Source organism: Streptomyces sp. Go-475 (assembly GCF_003330845.1).
Taxonomy (GTDB): domain Bacteria; phylum Actinomycetota; class Actinomycetes; order Streptomycetales; family Streptomycetaceae; genus Streptomyces.
Genome location: NZ_CP026121.1, coordinates 272,944 through 299,136 on the forward strand (window position 1 = coordinate 272,944; position 26,193 = coordinate 299,136).

A 26,193-nucleotide genomic window follows, 5' to 3' on the forward strand; every position below is an offset into this window, starting at 1 on the left:
GCCCGCTAGCGTCCCTGCCATGAAGATCACCGAGCCGTCACCCCGCACCCCCGCGCAGCGCAAGGCCGACGTACTGGACCGTCTGGAACGGGAGATGGACATCTGGGTCGCCACGGCCGACGCCGACGGTGTGCCGTGCCTGGTCCCACTGTGGTTCGTCTGGCACGAGGAGGCCGTCTGGCTGTGCACCCGGCTGACCAACCCCACCGGCCGCAACCTGCGGGACGGCCGCCGGACGCGGCTGGCCTTCGGGGACACCCGGGACGTCGTGCTCCTCGACGGCGACGCGGAGGCCTTCACGCTCCGGGAGGTTCCCCCGCCGGCGGCCGAGGCGTTCCGCGTGAAGACCGGCTGGGATCCGCGCGAGGACCACGCGTCGTACGCCTTCTTCCGGGTCCGGCCGCGGGCGGTCCAGGCGTGGTGCGAGGTGCACGAGCTGCCGCGCAGGCATCTGATGCGGGAGGGGGTCTGGGCGGCCTAGCGGCTCCTCAGCGCTGCGGCGTCCGTGCTGTCCCGCCGGCGCGACGCCACGCTGGCGGACCTCGCGGCGGCCGCGGACGTGGGACGCAGCGCCCTCCACCAGGTCCTCCCGGACCGGGAGGACCTGGTGTCGGCGGTGGTCGAGGACTGTCTGCGACGACTCGACGACTCGCTGAAGGAGGCAGTCGGACCCGTCGGAGGCCGAGGCGTTCGATTCCTCGTCCCTCGGCCCCATGCCGACGGCGGAAGCCGTCACCGGAAGGCCCGCCCGCACCTTCGCGCAGTGGGCAGGGACCACGCCAGGGCTGGCTGTCACTGCCCGGCCTTCCTCCGCGGTCCGTCGAGCCGCTTCAGTTCCTCGTCGGTGAGGCGGAGCGCGCCGGCTGCCACGTTCTCCGTGAGGTGGTCGGGGTTGCCGGTGCCGGGGATGGCGAGGACGTGGGGTCCCTGGTGCAGCGTCCAGGCGATGCGGATCTGTGCGGGGCTCACGCCATGGGTCCGGGCCACGGCTGTGACCTCCTCGTCGTGGGCGGTGGTCGCGCCGCGCTCACCGGCCTCGCCGGCGACGGCGTAGAACGGCACGAAGGCGATGCCCTGTTCGCCGCAGATGCGGAGGAGTTCGTCCGTGTCGGGGTCGGGACGGTCGAGGGCGTAGCGGTTCTGCACGCAGACCACCGGTGCGATGGCCTGGGCCTCGGCGAGGTGGCGGGGTGTGACGTTGGAGATGCCGAGGTGCCGGATCAGGCCCGCCTCGCGCAGTTCCGCGAGGGCTCCGAAGTGTTCGGCGATCGAGTCGTACGTCGGCATCCGGCGCAGGTTGACGACGTCGAGGTGGTCGCGGCCGAGCTGGCGCAGGTTCTCCTCGACGTGGCCGCGCAGTTCGTCGGGGCGTGCCGAGGTGCCCCACTCCCCCGTGTACGTCCGGTACGGGCCCACCTTGGTGACGATCACCAGGTCGTCGGGGTAGGGCGCGAGCGCGCTGTTGATGAGTTCGTTGGCGGAGCGCAGCGACGAGAAGTAGAAGGCGGCCGTGTCGATGTGGTTCACGCCGAGGTCGATCGCCCGGCGCAGGACGGCGATCGACCGGTCGCGGTCGCTGGGTGTGCCGTGGTGGAAGGCGGCGCTGCCCGTGAGCCGCATCGCGCCGAGGCCGAGGCGGTGGACGGGCAGGTCGCCGAGTTTCCAGGTGCCCGCGGCGTCCGCGGTGATCGTCTGTGAGTCCATCGGCGGAGTGTCACACACGCGGTGCGGGCCGGTGCGGCGGTTTTACGGATACGTGTACGAGTTGAGGGTGGCGACGGCGGCGGCCGGGTTGCCGAGGTCGTAGTGGTCGACGGCGAGGAAGGTGGGCTTCTTGCGGGCGGCGGGCTCGCAGAAGCGCCGGGCGCGGTCGGCCAGTTTGGCGTTGTCCGTGGCGGCCGTGGCGGTGATCCCGGCGTCGCGGAAGTGGTTCATGACGAACAGCGGGCGGAAGCCGGGTTCGGTGCGGGTCAGCGGGATGTTGGTGTGCGCGTCGTACCAGCGGCTGTAGCAGGACCAGTCGGAGGAGCCGATCCCGGGACCCATGGACCAGTGGTTCTCGACGGTCCATTCGCGCTGGTACATGACGCCGAAGCCGTCCCGGGTCAGGCCCGCGGCCTGGTCGGCGGAGCGGCTGTGGTCCGTGAAGATCAGCAGCCGGTCGTTCGCGGCGATCAGGTCCGCCATCGCCGGCCAGCCGTTGCGTCGTACGCCGGTGCGGTCGGGCCGGTAGAGCACGCCGGACAGGCCCTCGACGCGGGCGAGTTCGGCGCGCAGGACGGCAGGGTCGACGTAGTCCTCCAGGAAGACGGTCACGAACTGGTCGGGGTGAGCCTCCAGGAAGTCCACGATGCGCTGGAGGTCGACCCACAGGGCGACCGGGCGGCTGACGAGAGCGCAGCTGTTGTGGCAGAGGATCGCGCCGTCCGGGGTCTGGTGGATGTCCAGCATGAATCCTCGGACGCCGTCGGCGAGTTGCCGCTCGATGCCGCGGGTCTGGTTGGGCACCAGGTTGACGAAGGGCGGGGCGAAACCGCCGTCGACGCCGTTGGCGTAGGCGTTGTGCGCGGTGAGGAACGTGACCTGGTCCAGGGTGCGCCGGTCCTGCGGCGGCATGGGGCCGGTGGCCGGGTCGACCGGGGTGAGGTACCAGGCGGCGAGGTCGCCCGCGCCGCCGAGGGCGAGGCGGGCGGGGTGGGTGGCGCCGGACGGCTTGGGGGCGACCGTGAGGTAGCGCGGGGCGCCGGGCGTCTTGAGCGTGTAGCGGTCGACGCCGGTGGAGGCGATCTCCCAGGAGGCGTCGGGGCCGCCGCAGTCGACGGTCGCGGCCTGGTCGCCGTCGCGGCCGAGGCAACGGCCGGGCGCGTCGGTGTTCTCCAGGAGGTACGCGGACCCGTGCGGCTTCAGCCGCCACTGCTGGCGGTCCTCGTCGCCGCGGGGCCGGTGCTGCTCGACGGCTCCGCCGCTGTCGGCCGCGTTGAGGCCGGTCGTGGCGCTCTGGACGTAGTAGGTGCCCGGAGCCGGGACAGCGGCGGCGGCCGGCTGCGGGGCCACGACCGCGGCTGCCAGGGCCGCGGTCGTGGCGAGCAGGGCGTGGGGGGTGCGTCTGCGCATGCGGGAGGCCCTTCGTTGACTGATCAGGTGCATGACATCCTGCATGACACCACGCCCTGCGGTCCGGCGTCAGCAGGAGAGGTTGCCGCCGGGTGACGTGCCGAGGATCTGCGTGAACCGCTGGTAGTCGGTCACGCGGCTCCGCACCTGCGCCGGGTTCTTGCCGTCGCACTCCAGGGAGCCGTTGATGCTGCGGATGGTCTCGCCGAAGCCGGCGCCGTTGACCATGGCGTGGTGCGGGGTCATGGTGCCGGGGCCGGTCTGGGTGTTCCAGTACCACAGGGCCGTCTTCCAGGCGACGGCCGAGTCGTTCTGCACCAGCCAGGGGTTGTTCAGCAGGTCGATGCCGAGCGCGTCGCCCGCGGCCTTGTAGTTGAAGTTCCAGCTCAGCTGGATCGGGCCGCGCCCGTAGTAGGCGGCCTGCCCGGCCGGACAGCCGTAGGGGCGGCTCCAGTCGCAGTAGTGCGGGTAGTTGGCGGTGTTCTGCTCCACCACGTGGACCAGGCCGCCGGTCTCGTGACCGACGTTGGCGAGGAAGGCGGCGGCCTCCTGCTTCCTCACGGTGTCGCTGCCGGTGTTGGCGAAGCCGGGGTAGGCGCTCAGGGCCGCGGTGAGGCCGCTGTAGGTGTAGAAGGGGTTCCGGTTCGGGAACATCTGGTGGAACTGCGCCTCGGTGACGACGAAGCGCCCGTCGGGCGTGCCCGGACCGCTGTCGCAGGCGTACGGCTCCCAGTACCAGGTGCTGATGGTGGGGTCGTACCCCGGGTTGGCGTGCTCGGCGATGTACGCCTTGCCGTCGGTGTAGCGGACGATGTCGCCGGCGGCGTAGGACTTGCCCGCCACCCAGTTCGGGTAGCTGGAGCACGCGGCGGCGGAGGCGTTCGAGGCGGGCAGGAGCACCGGTGCGGTGCCCGCGAGGGCGAGGACGGTCAGGACGGCGGAGACACGGCGTCTCGACACGGGATCAACTCCTTTGCCGGGCACGGCCGCACCCGTCGAGGGCAGGACTGAGCAGAGCCCGCGCCGCACGTACCGGTGGACCGGTCACGGCGTGGACGCGGCCGTGGTGGGGGGTGATGGAGGCACACTCAACCGCGTTGGTCTGTACCAGTCAAGGGTGTAGACCAGTCATCCCCGCGCCGGTTCCCGGCGGGCTCACACGGGGGTCTGCTGCTCCAGCGTCGCCGCGAGCCGGTCGAGCAGGGACCGCAGCAGTTCGTCGTCGCCCTCGCCGAGCGGAGGCCAGGCGGCCCGGACCGCGCGGTCGACGCGCTGACCGTATTCCTGGCCGCGCGGGGTGAGGTGGGCGAGGACGCGGCGGCGGTCGAACGGGTCGACCCGGCGGTGCACGAGGTTCTGGTCGACGAGCTGGTCGATCAGCTTGGTCAGGGTCGGCGGCGGCAGGAAGGCGGCCTCCGCGATCGCCGTCATGTGGTGCCCCTCGCCGTCGGACAGCAGCGCCAGCACCCGCCAGGCGTCCAGCGAGCAGCCCTCTTCCGCCAGCACGGCCTGCAGCCGGCGGGCGGCGAGCCGCTCGGCCCGCGTGAGCAGCTGCACCAGGTCGTCGGGCCGACGCGGGGGTGGGGTGGGCATCCTGCTCCTTGCCTACGAGGGGTGTCCATCGTAGGAGACGCACTGGAGTTCGTCCGGTCGACCCGGAATCATGACGCCATGTTCCGGCACGACCTCCCCGCGCCCGAGTGGTTCACGGCCGACGACTCCGTGCTCGGCGTGGCCCTGGTCTTCCCGCTCCAGGGGCCGGCCGGGATCTTCGGGCCGGCCTGCGAGCTGTGCGCGCGACTGGCCGCCGAGGAGGTCAACCGGGACGGCGGCGTGCTGGGCAGGGAGCTGCGGCTGGTGCCGGTCGACGGCTCGGGCCCGCCGCACGAGGTCGCCGCCCAGGTCGAGGCACTGGTGGACCTCGGCGTCGTGCAGGGCGTCACGGGCTGGCACATCTCCTCGGTGCGCCAGGCGCTGGCACCGCGTATCGCGCACCGCGTGCCGTACGTGTACACCGCGCTGTACGAGGGCGGCGAGGACACGGCGGGCGTGTTCCTGACCAGCGAGACCCCGCGCGACCAGCTGCGGCCCGCGATGGACCTGCTGGCACACGAGCGCGGGGTGCGGCGGTGGTTCGTGGTGGGCAACGACTACGTGTGGCCGCGGCACACAGCCCGCTCGGCCCGTGTGTACGCCCGCGCGTCCGGCGGCCGGGTCGCCGGCGAGGCGTATCTCCCGCTCGGCACCCACGACTTCGAGCCGGTGCTGCGCCGGATCGAGCGCTCGGACGCGGACGCGGTGCTGATGCTGCTGGTGGGCAGCGACGCGGTGCGCTTCAACCGGGCGTTCGCGGCGTACGGCCTGCACGCGCGCTGTCTGCGGCTGAGCACGCTGATGGACGAGAACATGCTGATGGCGAGCGGCCCGGCGGCCACCGAGGACCTCTACAGCACGGCCGGGTTCTTCGCGTCGCTGGCCAACCGGGACACCCTCGACTTCCACGGGCAGTACGCCGCCCGGTACGGCGTCGAGGCGCCCGCCCTCGGCAGTCTCGGCGAGTCCTGCTACGAGGGGGTGCTGCTGCTGGCCGCGCTGCTGAAGCGGGCCGGGACGCTGGACGTGGCGGCGATCGGCGCGGCGGCGGGCGCGGTGTCGTACGAGGGCCCGCGCGGGCTGCTGCACCTGCGCGACGCCCATGTGCGCCAGCGGATCTACCTGGCGCGGGCCGACGGGCTCGACTTCGACGTGCTCACGGAGCTGACCGCGCGCCCCTAAGGGGACCGTCCGGACCGTCCCCGGTGAGCGCCTTGCTACGGCGGTCGAGGCCCCCTGCACGCACGACACACCCCCGGATCGGCACCCCGCGCCGGCCGACCGGGAGAATTCCCCCCATGACCACCGCGCCTCATCCCCTCGTCACCCGCGCCCGGCGACTGGCGCGCGACCTCCTCGTCCCGCACGCCGAGCGCGTCGACCAGGAGGGTGTGCCCGCGAGCCATGTGGAGGCGGTGAAGCGGTCGGGGCTGCTGGGAGTGGGCGCGCCGCGGGAGTACGGCGGGGCGGACGCGCCCGTGGCGGTGGCGCGGGAGACCGCGGAGATCCTCGCCGGGGCGTGCTGCTCCACATGGTTCGTGCAGACACAGCACCACACGCCGGTGAAGCTGCTCGCCACATACGACTCGCCCGTCCGGGAGAAGCTGCTGCGCCCGCTGGCGACCGGCGAGCTGCTGGCCGGCATCGCGTTCGCGCACGTCCGCGCCTTTCCCCGGGTCCCCGTGCGGGCCGTGCCCGAGCGGGGCGGCTGGCGCTTCGCGGGCACGGTGCCCTGGTACACGGGCTGGGGTCTGAACGACGTGCTGCTGCTGGCGGGGGTGACGGACACGGCCGAGGTGGTGTTCGTCGTCGCCGAGGCCCGGGAGCAGCCGGGGCTGTCCGCGTCGGCGCCGATGCGGCTCGCGGCCCTCACCGCCGCCCGTACGGTCTCCCTGGAGCTGGACGGCCTGTGGGTGCCGGAGGAGTCCGTCGTGCTGCGCGCCTCGCAGGAGGAGTTCGCCCTGGTCGACCTGGCCAGGGCGGCCAACGCCAGTCCGGCCGTGTTCGGGGTGGCGTCCGCGGCGCTGGACCTGGTGGCGCGGGCACCGGAGGGCGAGGAGACGGCGCGGTCGCTGCGGGCCCGGCTCGACGCGGTCCGGCGGGAGGCCTACGCGCTGGCCGACCACCCCGCCCCCCACGAGTGCGTCCCGGATCGTCTGGCGGTGAGGACACAGGCGTACGACGTGCTGCGCGCGGCCACGACCGCGGCGATCGTGGCCGGGGGCGGCCGGTCCATGGACCTGGGCAGCCGGGCGCAGCGGCTGGCGCGCGAGGGGATGTTCCTGCTGGTGCAGGGCCAGACGGCCGAGGCGCGCCGGATCCACCTCGGCTCGCTGGCGTCCGGCTAGCCGAGCCGGGGCGGGGACGGTTCGCCGGCGCGGGAGGGGACCTTGCCGGTCCGGGAGGGCGTCCTGCCGCAGAACTCCGCCTCGATCACGCCGATGTAGAGCGACGGGTCGGGGAGCCAGTCGCCGTTGACGTTGAAGGTCAGCTGGTGCTTCCCGTCCCGGGTGCCGACCATGGCGGTCAGGGAGCCGTTCGTCCGGCCGGTCTTGCCCACCACCCCGACACCGCAGGACAGCGTCGCGAACTCGACCCCGAGCCCGAACCCGAGCCCGTCCCCCGTCGGGACCTCGTCGAGCATCTCCTTCATCTGCTCGGGGGGCAGCAACTCGCCCTTGATCAGCGCTCGTTGGAAGCGGTTGAGGTCGCCGCTGGTGGAGATGACGTCGCCGGCCGCGCCCAGCCAGGTCATGTTCTGTTCGGTGGCGTCGTGGACGGGGGCGTCCGGCGCGTCCTGGTGGAGCCGGGAGTAGCCGACGGGGTGCGGCTTCGGCATGCGGGGTGACGTACCGGGGAACGAGGTCCCGCGCAGCTTCAGCGGCCGGACGATGCGGCGGGTGATCTCCTGCGCGTAGGAGCGGCCCGTCGCCTTCTCGATGACCATCCCGGCGATCACGTAGTTGGTGTTGGAGTACGAGGGTGCCGTGCCCGGCTCGTTCACGGGCGGGTGCTGCAGCGCGATCGCCACGAGGTCCTCGGGCGTGTGCGTGTCGTACCGGTGCTCGGGGAATCCGGGTCCGGCGGCGTTGTGGCGGAACGCGGGGTCGTCGGTGTAGTTGGCGATGCCGCTGGTGTGGTTGAGGAGCCGGCGGAGCGTGATGCGGTCCGCGTCGTAGCCGTTGCCCCGTACCAGGCCGGGCAACCAGCGCTCGACCGTGTCGTCCAGGCTCAGTCTCCGCTCCGCCTCCAGCTGGAGCAGGACGGTGGCGATGAACGTCTTGGTGATGCTGGCGCCGCGGAAGTGGTCACCCGGGGAGCGCTCACGGCCGGTGGCGGTGTCCGCGTGGCCGGCCTCGGCGAACCAAGTCCCCTCACTGTCCCGGACCTCGGCGGCCACTCCGGGCAGGCCGCCTTTCTCGACCAGGTCGCGCAGTGCGGCCCGGGTCGCCTCGTGGCCGGGCCGCGGCGGCGCGGCGTGCGCGGAGGGCGCGACGGCCACCGCCCCGGTCGATAACGCCACCGCCAGTGCGAACGAGACGGTCCGTGCGGCTCGCTGCTTCATAAGGTCTCGTCTCCCGTTCACCAAGGGGCCGGGGTGCCCCTTGGTGCGGATGACGCCGAACTCGGGCCGGGAGGTTGATCGTTGCCCTCGGGCGGCGCTAACTGGCGAAGGGCACGGCTGTGGCGGTCGCAGCGGCGAGCTCCTTGCCGGAGGGGTGCCGCCACAGGCCTTCCGCGGCCAGGCGCGGCAGGACACCCTCGCCGAACCAGTACGCCTCCTCCAGGTGCGGATAGCCGGAGAGGATGAACTCCTCGATGCCGAGGGCGTGGTACTCCCTGATCCGCTCGGCGACCTCGGCGTGGCTGCCGACCAGGGCGGTGCCCGCCCCGCCGCGCACCAGGCCGATGCCGGCCCACAGGTTGGGGTGGATCTCCAGACGGTCGCGCCGGCCGCCGTGCAGCGCGAGCATGCGCTGCTGCCCCTCGGACTCGCTGCGGGCGAGCCCGGCCTGCACCGACGCCACGGTCTCCGGGTCGAAGCCGTCCAGCAGCCGGTCCGCTTCGGCCCAGGCCTGCTCGGCGGTGTCGCGGGTGATCACGTGCAGCCGGATGCCGAAGCGGAGGGTGCGGCCCTGCCCGGCGGCCAGGGACCGGATCCGGGCGATCTTCTCGGCGACCTGGGCGGGCGGTTCGCCCCAGGTGAGGTAGACATCGGCGTGCCGGGCGGCGATCTCCCCGGCGATGGGCGAGGACCCGCCGAAGTACACCTGGGGGACGGGGTCGGGCACGCGGGCGAGCGCCGCGTCCTCCACCCGGAGGTGCTCGCCGTGCAGGTCGACCGACTTGCCCTCCCACAACTCCCTGACGATCTGCAGGAATTCGCCGGTCCGGCGGTACCGGCTGTCCTTGTCGAGGAAGTCGCCGAAGGCGCGCTGCTCCTGGTTCTCGCCGCCGGTGACGACGTTGAGCAGGAGCCGTCCGCCGGTCTGCCGCTGGAAGGTGGCGGCCATCTGCGCGGCGAGGGTGGGCGAGATCAGGCCGGGACGGAAGGCGACGAGGAACTTCAGGCGTTCGGTGTGCTGGCTGACCATCGCGGTGGTGAGCCACGCGTCCTCGCACCAGGCGCCGGTGGGCGTGAGGACGCCCTCGAAGCCCACTTCCTCGGCGGCGCGGGCGATCTGGCTCAGATAGGCGACCGTCGGCGGCCGGTCCCGTCCGGACGCGGTGGCGGGGCTGCCGTGGCCGCCGCCGACGACATGGCGGCTGTCGCCGTTGGTGGGCAGGAACCAGTGGAAGGTGAGGGACACGGGAATCTCCGATCGATGGGAACGTCCGCGGGCGCGGCGGCGGGAGGGTCAGCCCGCCACGGCGAGGAGCGGGGTGCGGCCGAGCGCCGCGGAGAACTGGTCGACCACCTGGGCGAGCGCCTCGGTGGCGGCCGGCGCGACGGTCAGGGAGCCGTCGTCGTGGACGGTGATGTCCTTGTCGAGGGTGAACCAGCCCTGGACGGTGTGGGCCGCGCCCATGGAGGTGAGCACCGGGCGCAGGGCGTAGTCGATGGCCAGGACATGGGCGATGCTGCCACCGGTGGCGAGGGGCAGCACGGCCTTGCCGGTGAGGGCGTACTGCGGGAGCAGGTCCAGCAGGGCCTTGAGGACCCCGGAGTAGGACGCCTTGTAGACGGGCGTGCCGACGACGACGCCGTCGGCACGCGCGAACAGTTCGGTGGCCTCGACGATGGCCGGGTGCCGGAAGTCCGCGCCGAGCAGGGCCTCGGCGGGGATGGTGCGGACGTCGAGCGGGATGACGTCGTGGCCCTGTGCGACCAGCCGCTTGTCCAGGTGGCGCAGCAGGCGGCTGGTGCGGGAGGAGGCGGAGGGGCTGCCGGAGACGGACAGGACGGTGGCCATGGGCTCTCTTTTCCGGGAGAAGGCGCGACTGGGCGCGGACAGAGCCGAATTCGATGGGCGCCTCGCTCAAAGGGCGTGACAGTGCGCCGAATTCAGGCGTGCGGGAAGTGCACCGCGCAGTCCACCGCGCAGGGCGGGGGGAAATTCACCGCGCACCGGATCCCGTGGACGCGCCACGGCTCGACAGGCTGGGGCCGAAGGCGGATACGGCGGTGCGGGGAAGCGGCGAGCCGACGGGCTCAGGCTGCGGCGCGACAGGAAGCGCTGGAGACGCGTGCGAGGTCGACGTGGCGTCGCCGCGTGAGGTCCAGTCGCATGGTCATGCCATGGATCGTGGCAGCGGGACGCGAGGGCCGTCAAGGAAAACGCGGCTCATCTCGCATCCCGGACCACGGATTTCGGAGAACGACTGCCCCTGGCAAACGGCTGCCCTCGGAAAAGGGCTGCCCCCGGGAAACGGCTGCCCCCGGGAAAACGACGGAGCCCCGGAAAGCCCGTGCGCCCGGTTCGGTCAGTCCTCGTCGGACGGAACCACCACGAGGAAGGCGTCCGACTCCAGGTCCATCACGACGGTCGCGGGCTTCCCCTCGGCGCGGAGGCGGGCCGCGCACTCCTCCGCCGGCCACGATCCGCGCGGAGCCCCCGCCGGGAACCGCTCCCACACCTTCGCGCTCATGGCCGCCGTCATGTCCGCCGTCCTCCCCTGTCCCGCGCCGCCTGCCGGGCGGCGTCCGTCGGTCGCTGTCGTACATATCCGGTTGCCCGCGATCCGCCCGGACATGTACCGCGGGACGCCTCGGCCCACCCGTGCCGACCTCTACACATAAAAGGGAAATAAGTGCAGAATGAGGCTTACGCGGCGCTTACCGCATACCGACCAGACGCGGTCGCCCTGCAAGTCGAAGGAGACGAGTCATGGCCAACGTCTCGCCCACCAGAGGTGACATAGCCAGCCATCCTGATGCCTCCGAAATGCGGGCTCGGTACGCCCGCGTGCTCGGTGGTCGCGATGTGGCGCTCGTGGACGGACCGGTGTTCCTGCTCGGTCTGTACTGCGCCGCCTCCCCGTGGATAGTCCACTACACGACCAGCCAGCCGCCGCTCGTGACCCACAACCTGATCATGGGCATCGCGATCGGCCTGCTGGCGCTCGGGTTCACCCGCGCTCCGGAGCGCATGTACGGCCTGAGCTGGGCCATGTGCGCCCTCGGGGTGTGGCTGGTCATCTCGCCGTGGGTCGTCGGCGACAGCCCGGACGCCGGCGTCGTGTGGAACAACATCATCATCGGTGCGCTGGCCGTGATCCTGGGGCTGGTGTGCGCCGGCACGGCGGCGAAGGCCTCCCAGCGGCCGTAGCCCCGCCGGAGAGAGAACCGAAGGCCGGTCCGCGCCCCGGACCGGCCTCTTCATACCCGCGCCCGGCCGCGAGCGGCGGAGAGCCCAGGAGCCGGAGTTCCCTGGAGCCGGAGTGCCCAGGAACCGGAGTACTCCAAGAGCCGGACCGTCCCGGACCGGAGTGTCCCGGCCGGCAGGGGGCACCCGCACTGCAACGGGGTCCTGAGGAGAAGGGGCGGAAATGGAGATCGACGGGATCATCAGTGCCATCGTGATCGGCATCGTCATCGGCGTCCTGGGCCGACTCGTGGTCCCGGGCCGTCAGCGGATCGGCATCCTGTGGACGATCGTCGTCGGCATCATCGCCGCGCTGATCGGCTCCGCGCTCGCCGCCGCGTTCGGCGTGGCCGACACCAAGGGCGTCGACTGGGTCGAGTGGCTCATCCAGATCGGTCTCGCCGCGCTCGGCGTGATCGCACTGGACCGCTCGAAGGCACGCCGCTGACGGCGTACCCGCCCGTACGGCACGACACAACGCGTCCGCGCGGCCGACCAGCCGCGCGGACGCGGCCACCCGACGGCGGACGCGACCACCCGACGACGGCACCCGGTGCCGGCACCCGCCCCCTGAGGCACAGGGCCGAGCGGCCCACCCACGGCGACGCGGTGCGTCACGGCTCGTAGACGTACGGCGTCGTCGAAGTCAGCGGCAGGAAGCCGAGGCGTTCCAGGATGGGTCGGCTCTGGCCGGAGGCGTCGACCTGGAGGTAGCGGTAGCCGCGGGCCGCGGCGGCGCGGGCGCGGTGGGCCACCAGGGCGCGGTAGATGCCGCGGCCGCGCCAGCCCTCGACGGTGCCGCCGCCCCACAGTCCGGCGAACCGCGTGCCGGGCACGAGTTCCATGCGGGCCGCGCTCACCGGCTCGCCCCCGGCCATCGCCACGACGGCGACGACGGTGTCCGGGTCCGCCGCCAGTCGCGCGAGCAGTTGGTGACGCAGCCAGGAACTGTCCGCGCCGAAGGCCTTCTCGTGGACCTCGGCCACGAGGCCGACCCCCGGCGCGTCGGTGACCGGCACGACGCGGACCCCCTGCGGCGGTTCGGCGCCGACGACCGGTCCCGCGGCCTCGCCGATCATCAGCGTCTCCTGCGGCCCGGGCGTGAAACCGGCCGCGCGCAACCGGGCCCCGAGGTCCGCCGGCCGGTCGTGTCCGTACAGTTTCCACTCGAAGTCCAGGCCGAGGCCGGTGTAGTGGCGAATCTGCTCGGCGATCGCCGCCTCCGCTCCGGCCTCGTCGAGGGCGGACCACAGGACGCCGTTCCAGCCCTTCGCGGTGGCGACCTGGCGCACGACGCCGCCGGTGCGCTCGACACGGGCGCCGGGGCCGTCCGGCCGGGCTCCCTCCCTCAGGTCACGGTCGAACAGGGCGAGCAGCGCGGCATGATCCATGTGGTCCATGGGTGCACTCCACCACCGGCCGCCCGGCCCGGCAACGCCATTTCCGGGTACGGTCCCGTTGATCACATCGCCACGGGGAAGGACCGCACCATGGTCGTGAAGGACACGGAACTGCCGCACCTGCGCCGCTGCGTGGAGCTCGCCGCCGAGGCGCTGCGGGCCGGGGACGAGCCGTTCGGATCGGTCCTGGTCGGCGGGGACGGCACGGTCCTCGCCGAGGACCACAACCGGGTGGCCTCCGGCGACCGCACCCGGCACCCCGAGTTCGAACTGGCGCGCTGGTCGGCGGCCCGCCTCTCCCCCGAGGAGCGGGCGGCCGCCACGGTCTACACCTCCGGCGAACACTGCCCGATGTGCGCGGCCGCGCACGCCTGGGTCGGCCTGGGACGCATCGTCTACGCCGCCTCCTCCGAGCAACTCTCGTCCTGGCTCAGCGAGTTGCTGGTCCCCGCGCCACCGGTCCGGACACTCCCCGTCCACGAGGTCGCACCCGGTGTAGTCGTGGACGGGCCCGTACCCGAACTCACCGAGAGTGTCCGGGAGTTGCACGTCCGGTTCCACCGCGGACGCGGCTGACCCCGCCCGAGCCGCCCGGCCCGAGCCCGCTCCCCCGGGCCGCGGGACCGGCCCCGAGATGCAGAGCCACGCGGGCAAACTTACGATCGAATTCAACAAGACCAGGTGTACACCCCGGTCTCCCCGACGGGGGGAGGCACATGTCCTTGCTGCCGGCGCGGCGGCTGATGGCCGCCTATATCGCCCTGGTCACGGCCGTCACGATCGTCTACCTGACCGTGCCGGTGCTGGCTCCCGCGCTGTGGGCCGTCATCGGGCTGGCCGGCGTCACCGCCGTCCTGGCCGGCGTGCGCCTGCACCGGCCCGCCCACCAGTGGCCCTGGTGGTTCCTGGCCGGCGGGCTGCTCACCTTCATCACGGGTGACACCTACTACAACGTGATGGAGGAGTACTTCGACGCCTCCAACCCGTTCCCGTCCCCCGCCGACGCCTGCTACCTCGCCACCTACCCGCTCTTCGCGATCGGCCTGTCCGGACTGGTGCGCCACCGCTGGGCCGACCGCGACCTGCCGAGCCTGCTCGACGCGCTGATCGTCACGGCGGGCCTCGCGCTGCCCGTGTGGGTGTACCTGGTGCAGCCGCTGACGGTGGTGGAGGGGCTGACCTGGGAGCAGCGCGCGATCAGCATCGCCTACCCCCTGGGCGACGTCCTCGTACTGGCCCTGCTGGCCCGGCTGCTGACGCCGAGCCCGGTCACCGGCCACAACCGTGCCGTGGGCCTGCTGGTCGTCGGCACCGTGACGCTGCTCGGCTTCGACATCGCGTACGGGATCCTGCAACTGAACGGCCTGTGGCAGACGGGCACCCTGCTCGACACCGGATGGATCGCCTTCTACACCGCCTGGGGCCTGGCCGCCCTGCACCCCTCGATGGTCGAACTGACCGCCTCCGTGCCGCAGCGCGAGTCCCTGCTGCCGCCGCCGCGCCGGCTGGTCATGCTGGCCGTGGCCACGCTCATCGCGCCGGGGATCCTGCTGTACGAGGGCTTGAGCGAGCAGACACGGGACGCCGCCGTGATCGCGGCCTTCTCCGGGGTGCTCTTCCTGCTGGTGATCCTCCGGCTGGCCGGGATGGTGGTGGCCCATCGGCACGCGGTGACCCGGGAGCTGGCCCTGCGCGGGGCCGCCGCCTCGCTGGTCTCGGCCTTCCGGCAGGAGGAGGTCGACGAGTCCTGCCGTACGGCGGTCGACCGGCTGCTCGGGCCGGACGTGCCGCACCGGACGGTGCTGCTGCCGTCGGAGCGGGTCGCGGACCTCGGCGCGCACGGCACCCGGCTGGTCAGTCCGGCCGCCCTCGACGACAGCGTCGGCGCCGAGCTGGACGCCCTGCCGTCCGTCCTGGTGTGCCCGATGACCCAGCCGGACCGCCCGGCCGGAGCGATCCCGGGCGTCCTGCTGGTCGCCGGCCCGGAGCGACAGCTCACCGAGACCTGGGGCTCCCTGGAGATCCTGGCGTCGCACGCGGGCCTGGCCATGGAGCGGGTCAAGCTGCGCCAGGAAGTGGTCCGGCGGGAGAACGAGGCGTACTTCCGCACCCTCGTCCGCAACGCCTCCGACGTCATCCTGATCCTCGAGGACGACGACACCATCCGGTACGCCAGCCCGTCCGCGCGGTCCGTGTTCGGCACCGACGACCTCGTCGGCGTGTCCCTGCCGGAGCTGGTGGACCCCGGGGACCGGGAGCGAGCCACCCGGGAGCTGACCGCCGTACGGGAGCGGGGGTCGCCGGCGGGGCACGACCACTGGTGGGTGCGGCGCGGCGACGGGCGCGTCGAGGTGGAGGTGCGGTTCAGCGACTTCCGGGACGAGCGGACCGTATCGGGGCTGGTGGTGACGCTGCGGGACGTGACCGAGCAGCGGCGGCTGGAGCAGGAGCTGACCCAGCGGGCCTTCCACGACTCGCTGACCGGTCTGCCCAACCGGACGCTGCTGCTGGAGCGGATCGAACGCGCCCTGCTGCGCGGTCGCCGCGAGTCCTCCCTGACCTGTCTGCTCTTCATCGACCTCGACGACTTCAAGCTGGTCAACGACACGATGGGGCACCGGGCGGGCGACCATCTGCTGATCGCCGTCGGCAACCGGCTGTCGCGGACCCTGCGGCGCACCGACACGGCGGCCCGGCTCGGCGGTGACGAGTTCGCGGTGCTGATGGAGGACGCCAAGCAGCCCCTCGACGCCGAGCTGCTGGCGGCCCAGGTGATCCAGACGCTGGGTCGGCCGTTCGACCTGGACGACGAGTCGGTGACGGTGTCCGCCAGCGTGGGCGTGGCCACCGCGCGCGACAGCACGGACGCGGAGGAGCTGCTGGGCCACGCCGACCTCGCGCTCTACGCGGCGAAGGCGGCGGGCAAGCGGCAGTGGCGCCGTTTCCGGCCGCTGCTGCGCAGCCGCATGGTCGAGCGGCACGATCTGCAGTCGCAGCTGGCCCAGGCGGTCGCCGACAAGGCGTTCGCGCTGCGTTACCAGCCCGTCGTGGACATCGCGGCGGGGGAGGTCGTGGGGTTCGAGGCACTGGTCCGCTGGCCGGCCGAGGAGCGGCCGCCCGTCACGCCGGACCAGTTCATCGGCCTGGCCGAGGAGACCGGGCACATCGGCCCGCTGGGGTCGTGGGTGCTCGAGAACGCGGTCAGCGACATCGCGGGCCTGCAACGGCTGCCGGGGCCTTCCCGTGCCCCGTACGTGAGTGTGAACGTCTCCGCCCGCCAGTTCCGCGACGCCGGCTTCGTCGAGCAGGTCGGCCAGGCGCTCAGCACGCCGGGGCTGGAGCCCGGGTCGCTGCAGCTGGAGCTGACGGAGACGGTGCTGCTGCACCGCGACGACCGGCTCCAGACGGTGCTGCACACGCTCAAGGAACTCGGGGTGCACATCGCGGTCGACGACTTCGGCACCGGCTTCTCCTCGCTGCGCTATCTGCGGGACTTCCCCATCGACGTGCTGAAGATCGACAAGTCGTTCATCGACGACATCGCGCGCGACGCCCAGCAGGTCGCCCTGGTCGAGGGCATCGTGCGCATCGCCGACACCCTGGGCCTGCAGGTCATCGCGGAGGGCATCGAGGACGCGGCCCAGCGGGATCTGCTGGCGAGCATGGGGTGCCGGTTCGGGCAGGGGTTCCTGTTCGCCCGGCCCCTGACCGTCGAGCAGAGCGCCCACGTGCTGCGGGAGCCGAGCACCCGCCCCTTCGCGCCGCCCCGGACGCCTCGCCCGCGGGTGGACGCCGCCCGGGGACGCCGGGAGGCGCGCTGGGCGGACCTGGAGCACCTGCGGCGCACCAGTCCCATGAGCGACGCGGTCCTCGACGAGGTGCGCGGCCGGCACATCCGCAGCGGCGACCACTGGCTGATCGACTTCGCGTCGTGCAACTACCTCGGACTCGACTGGGACCCGGAGGTCATGGACGCGGTCGATCCCGCGGTGCGCGAGTGGGGCACGCACCCCAGCTGGTCGCGCCTGCTGGGCAGTCCGCGGCTGTACCCGGACATCGAGGAGCGGCTCGCCGCGCTGCTGGGCGCGCCGGACACGCTGCTGCTGCCCACGCTGACGCTGGTGCACGCCTCGGTGATCCCGGCGCTCGCGGAGGACGGTCACGTGTTCGTCGAGGCGACCGCCCACCGGACCGTCTACGACGGCTGTGTGGTGGCCCGTGGGCGGGGTGCCACCCTGCACCGCTTCCACGGCGAGCGGCTCGACGAGCTGCGCGCCCTGCTGTCCGGGGTGCCGCCGGGCACGCCCCGGCTGGTGTGTCTGGACGGCGTCAACAGCATGAGCGGCAACATCCCCGACCTGCCCGCGCTGGCGGCGGTGTGCCGCGCCGAGGGCGCGACGCTGTACGTCGACGACGCACACGGCTTCGGCGTGATCGGGGAACGCGGGCCGCGCGAGCCGTGCCCGTACGGCATGCGCGGCAACTGCGTGGTGCGGCACACCGGGGAGTCGTACGACGGGATCGTGCTGGTCGGCGGTTTCTCCAAGGCGTACTCGTCGCTGCTGGCGTTCCTGGCGCTGCCGTCGGAGCTGAAGAACCGGCTGAAGACCGCGGCGGCTCCCTATCTGTACTCGGGGCCGTCCCCGACGGCGTCCCTGGCCACCGCGCTGGCCGGGCTGGACGTCAACGAACGCCGGGGCGACGCGATCCGGGCCGACCTGTACCGCAAGACGGTGCGGGTGCTCGACCACCTGGACGACCTGGGGGTGAGCACCCTCAACACGGACCGGCTGCCCATCGTCGAGGTGCCGCTGGCGAACCCCGCGGACCTGGACGCGGTCGCCGCGTTCCTGTGGGAGGAGGGCATCTACGTGACGCTGGCCGCCTACCCCCTCGTCCCCCGCGACCGGGTGGGCTTCCGCATCCAGCTCACCGCCCTCAACTCGGACGACGACATCGACCGCCTGAACGGCACCCTGACCCGGCTGTCCGAACGATTCCCGCTGCGGCTGAAGGGCTAGACGGCCATGACGACGCACAACGACGACGTGGACTGGGACCGCTGGCCGGTCGCCGACTACCTCGCGGAGAACTACCGCGAGGTGCATCCCTCGGACGCGGCGGTCATCGCGCACCACTCCGCCTACTACCGGCGCCTGCCGCCCGGGAGCGTCGCCCGCTCGGTGGAGTTCGGCGCGGGCCCCAACCTCTACCCGCTCATCCTCGCGTCCGCCGTGAGCCGGAGGATCGACGCCGTGGAGGCGGGGTCGAGCAACGTCGCCTACCTCCAGGAGCAGATCTGCCACCGGCCCGACGCGAGCTGGCTGCCCTTCCACGCGCTGTGCCGGCGGCTCAACCCGGCCGTGCCGGCGACCCTGGCCGGGGCGCTGGCCCCGGTGAACGTCGTCCACGCCGATGTGCGAACCCTGCGGCCGGGCACGTACGGACTCGCCTCCATGCACTTCGTCGCCGAGGGCGCCACGGAGGACTTCGCCGAGTTCGCCGACTTCTGCCGCACCTTCGTCCGCGTGGTCGCGCCGGGCGGCCACCTGGTCGCCGCGTTCATGGAGAACATGCCGACCTACCGCATCGGCCCCGCCTCCCGCTGGCCGGGCTGCCCGGTGAGCCCGACGACGGTCACCGAGGTCTTCACCCCGCTGACCCGCGACCTGGACGTCACCCACATCGACACCGACCCGACCCTGCCGGACTACGGCGACTCGGGGATGGTGCTGCTCACAGGGGTGGCGGAGGCGGTCTGAGACACCGGCCGCGGCTCCCGGGAGAGCCCCGGGAGCGGCCGGCCCCCGTGCCGGATGGCTGTCTCAGCCGTCCGCTCCCGGGCGGAACCGTCGGCGCAGGACCACTCCCCCGGCCACGAGGGCCGCGCTCACCGCGACGGCCGGGAGGGTGTGGTCGGTGCCCGTGCGGGCGAGGGCGCCCCGGGTCTGCTGCGGGGTGTGCGGGGCCGGTTCCGGGGCCGGGGCCGGGTGCGCGCGCGGTGGGGTGGAGGGCTTCGGGGCCGGCTCCGGTGGGTGGTGGGGGCGGACCGGGCGTTCGCCGGGTGTGTTCGAGGACTCGTTGCCGGTCGAGGCGTTGCCGATGCCGACCACGTTCACCGAGTTGCCGGTGACGTTGACCGGCAGGTCGACCGGCAGCTGGATCCCGTTGCCGGAGACCACGCCCGGGGAATCCTTTCCGCTGCCCTGGGCGACCGCGCCGCCGGGCTTGCCGGGCCGGTCGCCGGGGCGATGCGCGGGCCTGCTCTTGTTCGCGCAGCTGTTGCCCGCGGCGGGGTTCAGGAGCCCCACCACGTTCACCGTGTTCCCGCACACGTTCACCGGGACGTGCACCGGCAGCTGGATGGTGTTGCCGGAGACCACCCCGGGCGAACCGGCCGCCGAGCCGTCCGCCCCGGAACCGGCGTGGGCGGGGACGGTCAGGGCCATCGCGCCCGAGGCGGCGGCGACGGCGATCACACCGTTTCGGGTAACCCGTCTCATAGGTTCCCTGCCTTCCAGACATCGTCGCGGGCACTCACCCGCATGAGACAAAACGCGACGCCCCCGATCCGAGTTATGGCTTATCGGCCTTTCACTCCATCGAGCGGCCCGGTTGTCGAACTAGCGGTAAAACCCTTCGTATGCGGGGTGCGGCGGCGCAGGATAAGGCACTTCGCCCGGCCCCGCCCGTGCGGAGGCGCGGCCCCGGGGGCCCGCTTATCGTGGGCGAGGGCGCCGTGGGGCGCCCTGGGAGGCATCGATGCTGGCCAAGCTGTCCACGCACCCCTCGCTCCGGCGCTGCGCGGTCACCGGCACGGCCGGGCTCGCCCTGCTGGGTACGGGGCTGCCGGCCGCCGACGACCCCCCGCCCGGCCTGGCGCGCTTCTACGAACAGAAGGTCCGCTGGTCGGCCTGCGCGGGCGCGGAGATACCGAAGGACCTGCAGTGCGGCAAGGTCACCGTGCCGCTCGACTACTCCCGGCCGGAGCAGGGCACCCTCGATCTCGCCGTGGCCCGCTACCGGGCGACGGGCAAGTCCCGGGGCTCGGTGCTGCTGAACTTCGGCGGCCCGGGCGGTCAGGGCGTGGCCCAACTCGCCGTGGGCGGCAAGGACTTCATGGGCCTGACGGACGGGTACGACGTCGTCGCCTTCGACCCCCGCGGCGTCGGCCGCTCCTCACCGGTCAGCTGCGGCAACGCCTCGGGCGAGGCCCTGGACGCCACCGACGGCAACGCCGACGTGACCGACCCGCAGGCCGTGCTCGGCAAGCTGCGCGACGCGGCGGCCGAGTGCGCCGAGCACTCGGGCCCCGTCCTGCCCCACATCGGCACCGTGAACGCCGCCCGCGACCTGGACGTCATGCGTGACGCGCTCGGCGACGACAAGCTCAACTACCTGGGCTTCTCGTACGGCAGCCGGCTCGGCGCGGTGTACGCGGCCCAGTTCCCCGACAGGGTCGGCAGGATGGTGCTGGACGGCGTCGACACGCTGACCGAGCCGCTGGCCGAGCAGGGTGTGGTGAGCGCGCAGGGGCAGCAGACCGCGCTGGAGAACTTCCTCACCTGGTGCACGGAGGACATCGCCTGCCCGTTCGGCCGGAACGCCCGCGAGGCGAGAGAACACGTCGTACAGGTGGTCGAGTCGCTCGACGAGGAGCCGGTGCCGACGGACTTCGGCGAGGAGTTCTCCGGGCAGGACTTCGCGGGCGCGCTGGCCCAGGGGCTGTACAGCCGGGAGCTGTGGCCCTCGCTGCAGCGGGCCATCGCGCGGCTGATCGAGGACGGGGACACCCGCGGCCTGGAGGCCTTCCTGTCCGGCGGGTTCCTCCTCCCGCCGCTGCGGGCCCCGCACGCCGGTCTCACCGACCCGGAGGACGTGCCCCTGGACAACCTGCCGGCGGCCCTGATGGCGGTCAACTGCGCGGACGATCCCGACCGCCCCGCCGCCGCGCAGGTCGGCCGGGAGCTCGGCCGGCTGCGCGCCCGCTACGAGCGCGCGTCACCGGTCTTCGGCCGGTACCGGCTCACCCAGGTGCTGATGTGCTACGGCCGCCCCAAGGGCACCGACTTCATCCGCGACGAGGTCAAGGACGTCGACACGCCGAGGATGCTGCTCGTCGGCACCCGGGGCGACCCCGCCACGCCGTACCGGTGGACGATGGAGACGGCCGAGCGGCTCGGGTCGTCGGCCGTGGTGCTCGACAACCGGGGCGAGGGCCACACCGGCTACGGCTCCTCCCCGTGCGTGCACCGCAAGGTCGACGCCTTCCTGCTGTACGGCACGCTCCCGCCGGACGGCAGCTCCTGCGGCTCGGACCACGACACGGAGTGAGCCGGCCCCGACCTCAGCCGAACGGGACGTACGTCCGTGACGGCGCGCCCGTCCTCACGCACCCAGCCGCCGCCGAACGCTCTCGGCGACCTGCCCGGCGTCCGCGACGGAGACGGCGAGGCGGGTGAACGGCACCGGCCGCCGCAGCTCCAGGACCACGACGGGGACCCCCGCCCGGACGGCGACGAAATCCCGGCCCAGGGCGTGGAGCCGCTCCCCGACACACCACCGGCCGGGGCGGCAGCGGCCGCCGAGCTGCGTGCCGCGCAGAGCCCGCCACCATTCCGGCTCGACCCGCACGTCCCGCACGTCCGCGGAGCGCACCCGCACCTCGCGGCGCCGGGCCGGCAGCGCTTCCCGCGGCGCGAGCCGGACCACGACCTCGTCGCCGTCCACCACCAGGCGTGCCATCGGCAGCCACCTCCTCCCCCAGCCTGCACCCGCGAAGGCCCCCGCGAGCACCCGAGCCGTCCGGCCGATTGCCCCAAATGCCCTAAAGGTGAATCCGCTCTATCGTGCTGTCATGGAGCACGTTCTGAGTCCCGCGATCCTTGCCGAACTGCGGCGCCCGCGCCCCTACCCCGCGGTCTCCGTGCTGACGCCGACGCACCGGCGCGAACCCGACAACGCCCAGGACCAGGTCCGGCTGCGCAATGTGGTGGCCGAGGCCAAGCGGCAACTGGAGGCGGATCCGGCGGTCAGCCGCGAGCGACGCGCCGAGGTCTGCCGGCACCTCGACCGCGCCCTGTCCGAGATCGATCTGACGCACGCCGAGGACGGTCTGGTGATCTTCGCCGCTCCGGGCGAGCACCAGGTGTGGTCACTGGCCCGGCCCGTGCCCGAACGCGTGGTGCTCTCGGACACCTTCCTCACCCGCAACCTCGTCTCCGCGCAGACGGCCGAGCGGCCGTTCTGGGCGCTGTCGCTCGCCGCCGACCGCGTCACGCTCTGGAACGGCGGTGTCGACCGCGTCACCGAGGCCCGCGTCGGCGGCTTCCCGCTGACCCGGCGCGTGGAGAACTTCGACCCGGAGCGGCAGCAGCGCGTCGGCGACCTGCCGAGCGCCTTCCGCGAGGAACGCACCCGCCAGTTCCTGCGCGAGACCGACACCGCGGTGGGCGCCGTCCTGCGCGACCACCCGCGGCGGCTGTACGTCACCGGCGAGCCGGCCGCCCTCTCCCTGCTGGACGAGGTCGGCAGCGCCGCCAAGGGTGCGGTGCACGTCCCGCACGGCGGGCTCGCGCACGGGACCCCCGAGGCGGTGTGGCAGGCCCTGCGTCCGGTGCTCGAGGAGGAGGCCCGCGGCAGCGCGGACGCCGTGGCCCGGGCCCTCGAAACGGCCCGGGGGCGACGGGCGTTCGCCGCCGGTGTCGACGAGCTGTGGCAGAGCGCCCGGGACGGCCGCGTCCGGCTGCTGGCCGTCGAGGAGAACTACCGCGTGACGGTCCAGGACGCCGGGGACCACCTGGTCCTCGCCGCGGACGGCGACCTCGACTCCCGCGAGGACATCGTGGACGAGATCGTCGAGCAGTGCCTGGAGACGGGAGCCGACGTCCGTTTCGTACCGGACGGCACCCTCGGGGAGGCGGAGGGCATCGCCGGAGTGCTGAGGTACTGACCCGGGCATCGAACACAGGGCCGTCGAACATGCGCGGGAACCTACTCCCGGCGTCCCGACGGAGCGTCAAATACCCTGTGTAATCTACGACTTGGGCCTCCGGGGAGCGCGCCCAGCGCCTACCTCGGAGTAACTCCGTGAGACTGTGGCATATGCCAGAAGCACCACCGTATCGTGTGGTGCCAAATCCCTTACAGGGCGTCGCGGGCTGTGCGACAGTCGTAACGGTCCCTCCGTCCGCCCTGGCCGTACCGTCCCCGCATCGGAGTGCGTCATGCCGTCCCACCTCTCCGCGGACCGCCCAGCCGCCCAGCCGCCCGGACGCGGCTCGGTCGACGCCCTCATATCGCAGACGCGGCGGCTCAAGGGCGACGTGGACGCCGTGCGCCGGGGCGCCGAGGAGGAGGAAGCGGACCACCCGCGGGGACGCTGGCAGCGCGCCCTGTACGACCTCGCCCTGCACCAGCTCAACGACCTCGACCAGCACCTGGCCCAGCTGCGGGACGGCCCGCCGCCCACGACGCGGACGCCGGAGCCGGCCACACCCCCGCCGGGCTCACTGCTCAGCCGGGTCGGCAGCGCCGAGTGGAACCTGCTGACGGACGAGGTCAGTTGGTCCGGGGAGCTCTACCAGATCCTCGGCCGCGACCCCGCCGCTCCCCCGCTCACCCTCGACGAGCTGCCGTCACTGGTACTCGACGAGGACCGGCCGAAGCTGACGGCGATGGTGACGAACTGCCTCGTCGACGCCCGGCCCATCGACGGCGAGTTCCGCATCGCACACCGGGACGGCGCCGTCCGGACCGTGCACATGATGGGCGAACCGGTGCTCGACACTGACGGCAGCACCGCCTCGATGTGGGCCGTGCTGCGGGACGTCAGCGAACTGCGCCGCAGCCAGCGGGTGGTGAGCGAGACCCGTGACTCGCTCCACCACCAGCGGGAGGCCGCGCGGACCGAGCACCGGCTCGCGGTAGAGCTGCAGGAAGCCGTGCTGCCGCCATGGCGCGGCTCCCTGCGGCTCCCGCACCGGGGCCCGCGGACCCTGGACCTCGCGGCCCGGTGCCTCCAGGCGTCCACGACCACCCTGATCGGCGGCGACTGGTACGACGCGCTCGAACTGACCGACGGCGAGACGCTCCTCAGCGTCGGCGACCTCACCGGGCAGGGGGTCGGTGTCACCTCCAACATGACCATGCTGCTCGGCGCCGTACGCGGCATGGCGATGGCCGGCGCGCAGCCCGGACAGTTGATGGCCTGGCTGAACCAGTTACTCGACGCCACCGTGCAACCCGCCCTCGGCAGCGCCGTCTGCTGCCGCTACCGGCCCGACAGCCGCACCCTGGTGTGGGCGCAGGCCGGACACCCCGCCCCGCTGCTGTTCCGCGACGGGACGGGACGCGCGCTGGACGCCCCGGACGGCGTCCTGCTGGGCGCCACCTCGGGGCCGGTCTACGGGCAGGCCGAGGAAACCCTCCGCGTGGGCGACCTGCTGCTCCTGCACACCGACGGGCTGGTGCCCGGGCACACCGGAACGGCGGCCGCGAACCTCCTCCTCGACCTGGCCCCGCGCCTCGCCGGGAACCGCACCGCGGAGGACTGCGTGCAGACGGTCGTCGAGGAGTTCGGCGCGAGCGAGCGCGAGGACAACGCCTGTCTGCTCGCCGTCAAGGTCACGTCATAGGAACATCAGGCCCGTGCGCTGGTGCCGCCCCTGCCCTTCGCCTTCGGCAGAGCGAGCTTGATCTCCTCCCGCAGCTCCTGGATCCTCGGGTATCCGGCGTACTCGGCGGTGAGCCGGTACATCTGGCGCAGCCGGTCCCAGGTGCGGTGGGAGGAGTTGGAACCCATCGACACCAGGGCCAGTCGCGCGTAGCGGTCCGCCTGTTCGGGGTCGTCCGCGATGAAGCAGGCCGAGGCCATCGACAGGTAGTCGAAGATCTTCGACCGCTGCCGGCCGTCGACCCGCAGGGCGAGCGCCTTCTCCGCGTAGTGCTGGGCATGCGCGGCCGCGCCCGGCTCGAACTCGGCGAGCGTGCGGTAGGCCAGGGCCTGCATGCCGTAGAGGTCCTCCTCCTTGAAGGTCTGCATCCAGTCCGGCGGGGGGACGTCGGCCTTGTCGGAGACGAAGAGGTCCTCCGCCTGCCCGAGCGTGCGGCGCATGGCCTGGCCCTTGCCCATGGAGGCCTGTGCCCAGGCCTCGATGGTGTAGAGCATCGCCCGGGTGCGGGGCAGCACCTCGTCGCCCGAGCCGGACGTGGCGAGCTTCATCAGGTCCAGGGCGTCGTCCGGCCGGCCCAGGTGCACCATCTGGCGGGCCGCGCGGGAGAGCGCCTCGCCCGCGCGGGGCCGGTCCCCGCCCTCTCTGGCCGCGTGCGCGGCGATGACGAAGTACTTCTGGGCCGTGGGCTCCAGGCCGACGTCGTGCGACATCCAGCCCGCGAGGACGGCCAGGTTGGCGGCGACGCCCCACAGGCGCCGCTGGAGGTGGGGTGGGTGACGGTAGGCGAGCATGCCGCCCACCTCGTTGAGCTGGCCCACCACGGCCTTGCGCTGGAGCCCGCCGCCGCGGGCCGCGTCCCAGGCGCGGAACACCTCGACCGAGCGCTCCAGTTCCTCGATCTCCTGCGACCCGATGGGGGCGGCCTCGTAACGGTCGAACCCAGCGGGGTCGGCGTGCAGGGGATGGTCGAGGTCGGGGGCGTCGGCCGTCAGGGCAGGGTCGGTGTGCAGCCAGTCGTACATGGCGCTGCTGAGTGCGGATCCCGCGGCGAGCGCGGCGCCCGCGCCCACCAAGCCGCGTCGGTTGAGCATGAGGTCCATTCCCGTGAATTCGGTGAGGACCGCAGCCGTCCGCTCGGGCGCCCACGGCACACCGTCGGGAGCCTCCGGGCTCCCGCCGCCCTGCCGTTTCCCCGCACGCCCGTGCCGGACCAGACCGAGGTCCTCGATGGTCACGACACGGCCGAGACGCTCGGTGAACAGAGCCGCCAGCACCCGCGGCACCGGATCGCGCGGGATCTCTCCCATGTCGATCCACCGCCGCACCCGGGAGGTGTCGGTCGACAGCTGGGGATGGCCCATGGCCGCCGCCTGCCGGTTGACCAGCCTCGCGAGTTCGCCCTTGGACCAGCCGGCCAGGCCGAACAGGTCCGCGAGCCGGGTGTTGGGTTGTCCGCTCACGTCAAGCCCCCAGGTTCTCGGCTGAGTTGACAGTAGCCCGGGGAGACTTGCCGGGCGACTATTCGCCAGGGTTCGCCAGGGTGCGCCAGATGGTGTGCCACCGGCCATCCGGTGTCAGGTAGGAACGCGCCACCCCGACCCGGTC

23 protein-coding genes are annotated in these 26,193 nt (G+C 72.8%); 11 read left to right on the forward strand and 12 right to left on the reverse strand.

Annotated elements, in window-relative coordinates:
* Positions 1-19: 19 nt before the first annotated feature.
* The gene (locus C1703_RS01300; RefSeq protein WP_114250124.1) at positions 20-481 is read left to right on the forward strand and encodes a pyridoxamine 5'-phosphate oxidase family protein; all 462 of its coding nucleotides are present in this window, start codon (positions 20-22) and stop codon (positions 479-481) included.
* Positions 482-792: 311 nt separating this feature from the next.
* Here C1703_RS01300 and C1703_RS01310 read toward each other — a convergent pair whose 3' ends face one another.
* From C1703_RS01310 to C1703_RS01325, 4 genes are all read right to left on the reverse strand, one after another.
* Positions 793-1,704 (reverse strand): oxidoreductase, encoded by a 912-nt coding sequence (locus C1703_RS01310; RefSeq protein WP_198678049.1) that lies wholly within the window; start codon positions 1,702-1,704, stop codon positions 793-795.
* A gap of 42 nt (positions 1,705-1,746) precedes the next feature.
* Positions 1,747-3,114, reverse strand: a complete 1,368-nt coding sequence (locus C1703_RS01315) for an RICIN domain-containing protein (RefSeq protein ID WP_114250126.1) — start codon at positions 3,112-3,114, stop codon at positions 1,747-1,749.
* Between the two features lie 69 nt (positions 3,115-3,183).
* The gene (locus C1703_RS01320; RefSeq protein ID WP_114250127.1) at positions 3,184-4,074 is read right to left on the reverse strand and encodes a glycoside hydrolase family 19 protein; all 891 of its coding nucleotides are present in this window, start codon (positions 4,072-4,074) and stop codon (positions 3,184-3,186) included.
* 195 nt (positions 4,075-4,269) lie between these two features.
* A complete protein-coding gene (locus C1703_RS01325; RefSeq protein WP_114250128.1) occupies positions 4,270-4,707 on the reverse strand; it encodes a MarR family transcriptional regulator in 438 nt (145 codons plus the stop codon).
* A gap of 78 nt (positions 4,708-4,785) precedes the next feature.
* On the opposite strand from C1703_RS01325, the gene C1703_RS01330 reads away from it, so the two are divergent.
* Together C1703_RS01330 and C1703_RS01335 are read left to right on the forward strand one after the other, a co-directional pair.
* Positions 4,786-5,889 carry a substrate-binding domain-containing protein gene (locus tag C1703_RS01330; protein WP_114250129.1) on the forward strand — a complete coding sequence of 368 codons (1,104 nt, stop codon included), beginning with the start codon at positions 4,786-4,788 and terminating at the stop codon, positions 5,887-5,889.
* Positions 5,890-6,005: 116 nt separating this feature from the next.
* Positions 6,006-7,055, forward strand: coding sequence for an acyl-CoA dehydrogenase family protein (locus C1703_RS01335; protein ID WP_114250130.1), 1,050 nt, complete (start codon positions 6,006-6,008; stop codon positions 7,053-7,055).
* On the opposite strand, the gene C1703_RS01340 is transcribed toward C1703_RS01335, so the two are convergent.
* From C1703_RS01340 to C1703_RS39175, 4 genes are all read right to left on the reverse strand, one after another.
* Positions 7,052-8,272, reverse strand: coding sequence for a serine hydrolase domain-containing protein (locus tag C1703_RS01340; RefSeq protein ID WP_114250131.1), 1,221 nt, complete (start codon positions 8,270-8,272; stop codon positions 7,052-7,054). The genes C1703_RS01335 and C1703_RS01340 overlap by 4 nt on opposite strands.
* Positions 8,273-8,369: 97 nt before the next feature.
* Positions 8,370-9,518: an LLM class flavin-dependent oxidoreductase gene (locus tag C1703_RS01345; protein WP_114250132.1), complete on the reverse strand. Its 1,149-nt coding sequence runs from the start codon at positions 9,516-9,518 to the stop codon at positions 8,370-8,372.
* A gap of 48 nt (positions 9,519-9,566) precedes the next feature.
* Positions 9,567-10,121: an NADPH-dependent FMN reductase gene (gene ssuE / locus C1703_RS01350; protein WP_114250133.1), complete on the reverse strand. Its 555-nt coding sequence runs from the start codon at positions 10,119-10,121 to the stop codon at positions 9,567-9,569.
* Between the two features lie 511 nt (positions 10,122-10,632).
* Positions 10,633-10,809, reverse strand: coding sequence for a hypothetical protein (locus C1703_RS39175; protein WP_198678050.1), 177 nt, complete (start codon positions 10,807-10,809; stop codon positions 10,633-10,635).
* Positions 10,810-11,036: 227 nt separating this feature from the next.
* Between C1703_RS39175 and C1703_RS01355 the strand changes: the two genes are divergently transcribed.
* Both C1703_RS01355 and C1703_RS01360 read left to right on the forward strand, forming a co-directional pair.
* Positions 11,037-11,477, forward strand: coding sequence for an SPW repeat protein (locus tag C1703_RS01355; protein WP_114250134.1), 441 nt, complete (start codon positions 11,037-11,039; stop codon positions 11,475-11,477).
* A 220-nt stretch (positions 11,478-11,697) separates the two neighbouring features.
* Positions 11,698-11,961 (forward strand): GlsB/YeaQ/YmgE family stress response membrane protein, encoded by a 264-nt coding sequence (locus C1703_RS01360; RefSeq protein ID WP_114250135.1) that lies wholly within the window; start codon positions 11,698-11,700, stop codon positions 11,959-11,961.
* Positions 11,962-12,127: 166 nt separating this feature from the next.
* On the opposite strand, the gene C1703_RS01365 is transcribed toward C1703_RS01360, so the two are convergent.
* Positions 12,128-12,904, reverse strand: coding sequence for a GNAT family N-acetyltransferase (locus C1703_RS01365; protein ID WP_114257232.1), 777 nt, complete (start codon positions 12,902-12,904; stop codon positions 12,128-12,130).
* Positions 12,905-13,003: 99 nt separating this feature from the next.
* Between C1703_RS01365 and C1703_RS01370 the strand changes: the two genes are divergently transcribed.
* The 3 genes from C1703_RS01370 (at position 13,004) to C1703_RS01380 (ending at position 18,675) form a co-directional block, all read left to right on the forward strand.
* Positions 13,004-13,489 carry a nucleoside deaminase gene (locus C1703_RS01370; protein ID WP_114250136.1) on the forward strand — a complete coding sequence of 162 codons (486 nt, stop codon included), beginning with the start codon at positions 13,004-13,006 and terminating at the stop codon, positions 13,487-13,489.
* Positions 13,490-13,656: 167 nt separating this feature from the next.
* Positions 13,657-17,934, forward strand: a complete 4,278-nt coding sequence (locus C1703_RS01375; protein ID WP_114257233.1) for an aminotransferase class I/II-fold pyridoxal phosphate-dependent enzyme — start codon at positions 13,657-13,659, stop codon at positions 17,932-17,934.
* 6 nt (positions 17,935-17,940) lie between these two features.
* Complete coding sequence (locus C1703_RS01380; protein ID WP_114250137.1) at positions 17,941-18,675, forward strand: class I SAM-dependent methyltransferase; 735 nt, start codon at positions 17,941-17,943, stop codon at positions 18,673-18,675.
* A gap of 63 nt (positions 18,676-18,738) precedes the next feature.
* Here C1703_RS01380 and C1703_RS01385 read toward each other — a convergent pair whose 3' ends face one another.
* On the reverse strand, positions 18,739-19,416 hold the full coding sequence (locus tag C1703_RS01385) for a chaplin (protein WP_114250138.1): 678 nt from the start codon (positions 19,414-19,416) through the stop codon (positions 18,739-18,741).
* Between the two features lie 259 nt (positions 19,417-19,675).
* On the opposite strand from C1703_RS01385, the gene C1703_RS01390 reads away from it, so the two are divergent.
* Positions 19,676-21,247, forward strand: coding sequence for an alpha/beta hydrolase (locus tag C1703_RS01390; RefSeq protein ID WP_114250139.1), 1,572 nt, complete (start codon positions 19,676-19,678; stop codon positions 21,245-21,247).
* Between the two features lie 54 nt (positions 21,248-21,301).
* Here the strand turns inward: C1703_RS01390 and C1703_RS01395 are convergent, their stop codons facing one another.
* Positions 21,302-21,658 (reverse strand): hypothetical protein, encoded by a 357-nt coding sequence (locus C1703_RS01395; protein WP_114250140.1) that lies wholly within the window; start codon positions 21,656-21,658, stop codon positions 21,302-21,304.
* Positions 21,659-21,770: 112 nt separating this feature from the next.
* Between C1703_RS01395 and C1703_RS01400 the strand changes: the two genes are divergently transcribed.
* Positions 21,771-22,865 carry a chemotaxis protein gene (locus C1703_RS01400; RefSeq protein WP_114250141.1) on the forward strand — a complete coding sequence of 365 codons (1,095 nt, stop codon included), beginning with the start codon at positions 21,771-21,773 and terminating at the stop codon, positions 22,863-22,865.
* 274 nt (positions 22,866-23,139) lie between these two features.
* Positions 23,140-24,549, forward strand: a complete 1,410-nt coding sequence (locus C1703_RS01405; protein WP_114250142.1) for a SpoIIE family protein phosphatase — start codon at positions 23,140-23,142, stop codon at positions 24,547-24,549.
* A gap of 5 nt (positions 24,550-24,554) precedes the next feature.
* Here the strand turns inward: C1703_RS01405 and C1703_RS01410 are convergent, their stop codons facing one another.
* Positions 24,555-26,048, reverse strand: coding sequence for a hypothetical protein (locus C1703_RS01410; RefSeq protein WP_114250143.1), 1,494 nt, complete (start codon positions 26,046-26,048; stop codon positions 24,555-24,557).
* Between the last annotated feature and the right edge of the window lie 145 nt (positions 26,049-26,193).

Excerpts from the sequence above, each read along its gene's own strand:
- C1703_RS01300 (WP_114250124.1), top strand. The coding sequence starts at position 20 with ATGAAGATCACCGAGCCGTCACCCCGCACCCCCGCGCAGCGCAAGGCC.
- C1703_RS01310 (WP_198678049.1), bottom strand. The coding sequence starts at position 1,704 with ATGGACTCACAGACGATCACCGCGGACGCCGCGGGCACCTGGAAACTC.
- C1703_RS01315 (WP_114250126.1), bottom strand. The coding sequence starts at position 3,114 with ATGCGCAGACGCACCCCCCACGCCCTGCTCGCCACGACCGCGGCCCTG.
- C1703_RS01325 (WP_114250128.1), bottom strand. The coding sequence starts at position 4,707 with ATGCCCACCCCACCCCCGCGTCGGCCCGACGACCTGGTGCAGCTGCTC.
- C1703_RS01330 (WP_114250129.1), top strand. The coding sequence starts at position 4,786 with ATGTTCCGGCACGACCTCCCCGCGCCCGAGTGGTTCACGGCCGACGAC.
- C1703_RS01335 (WP_114250130.1), top strand. The coding sequence starts at position 6,006 with ATGACCACCGCGCCTCATCCCCTCGTCACCCGCGCCCGGCGACTGGCG.
- C1703_RS01340 (WP_114250131.1), bottom strand. The coding sequence starts at position 8,272 with ATGAAGCAGCGAGCCGCACGGACCGTCTCGTTCGCACTGGCGGTGGCG.
- ssuE (WP_114250133.1), bottom strand. The coding sequence starts at position 10,121 with ATGGCCACCGTCCTGTCCGTCTCCGGCAGCCCCTCCGCCTCCTCCCGC.
- C1703_RS39175 (WP_198678050.1), bottom strand. The coding sequence starts at position 10,809 with ATGACGGCGGCCATGAGCGCGAAGGTGTGGGAGCGGTTCCCGGCGGGG.
- C1703_RS01355 (WP_114250134.1), top strand. The coding sequence starts at position 11,037 with ATGGCCAACGTCTCGCCCACCAGAGGTGACATAGCCAGCCATCCTGAT.
- C1703_RS01360 (WP_114250135.1), top strand. The coding sequence starts at position 11,698 with ATGGAGATCGACGGGATCATCAGTGCCATCGTGATCGGCATCGTCATC.
- C1703_RS01365 (WP_114257232.1), bottom strand. The coding sequence starts at position 12,904 with ATGGATCATGCCGCGCTGCTCGCCCTGTTCGACCGTGACCTGAGGGAG.
- C1703_RS01370 (WP_114250136.1), top strand. The coding sequence starts at position 13,004 with ATGGTCGTGAAGGACACGGAACTGCCGCACCTGCGCCGCTGCGTGGAG.
- C1703_RS01375 (WP_114257233.1), top strand. The coding sequence starts at position 13,657 with ATGGCCGCCTATATCGCCCTGGTCACGGCCGTCACGATCGTCTACCTG.
- C1703_RS01380 (WP_114250137.1), top strand. The coding sequence starts at position 17,941 with ATGACGACGCACAACGACGACGTGGACTGGGACCGCTGGCCGGTCGCC.
- C1703_RS01385 (WP_114250138.1), bottom strand. The coding sequence starts at position 19,416 with ATGAGACGGGTTACCCGAAACGGTGTGATCGCCGTCGCCGCCGCCTCG.
- C1703_RS01390 (WP_114250139.1), top strand. The coding sequence starts at position 19,676 with ATGCTGGCCAAGCTGTCCACGCACCCCTCGCTCCGGCGCTGCGCGGTC.
- C1703_RS01395 (WP_114250140.1), bottom strand. The coding sequence starts at position 21,658 with ATGGCACGCCTGGTGGTGGACGGCGACGAGGTCGTGGTCCGGCTCGCG.
- C1703_RS01400 (WP_114250141.1), top strand. The coding sequence starts at position 21,771 with ATGGAGCACGTTCTGAGTCCCGCGATCCTTGCCGAACTGCGGCGCCCG.
- C1703_RS01405 (WP_114250142.1), top strand. The coding sequence starts at position 23,140 with ATGCCGTCCCACCTCTCCGCGGACCGCCCAGCCGCCCAGCCGCCCGGA.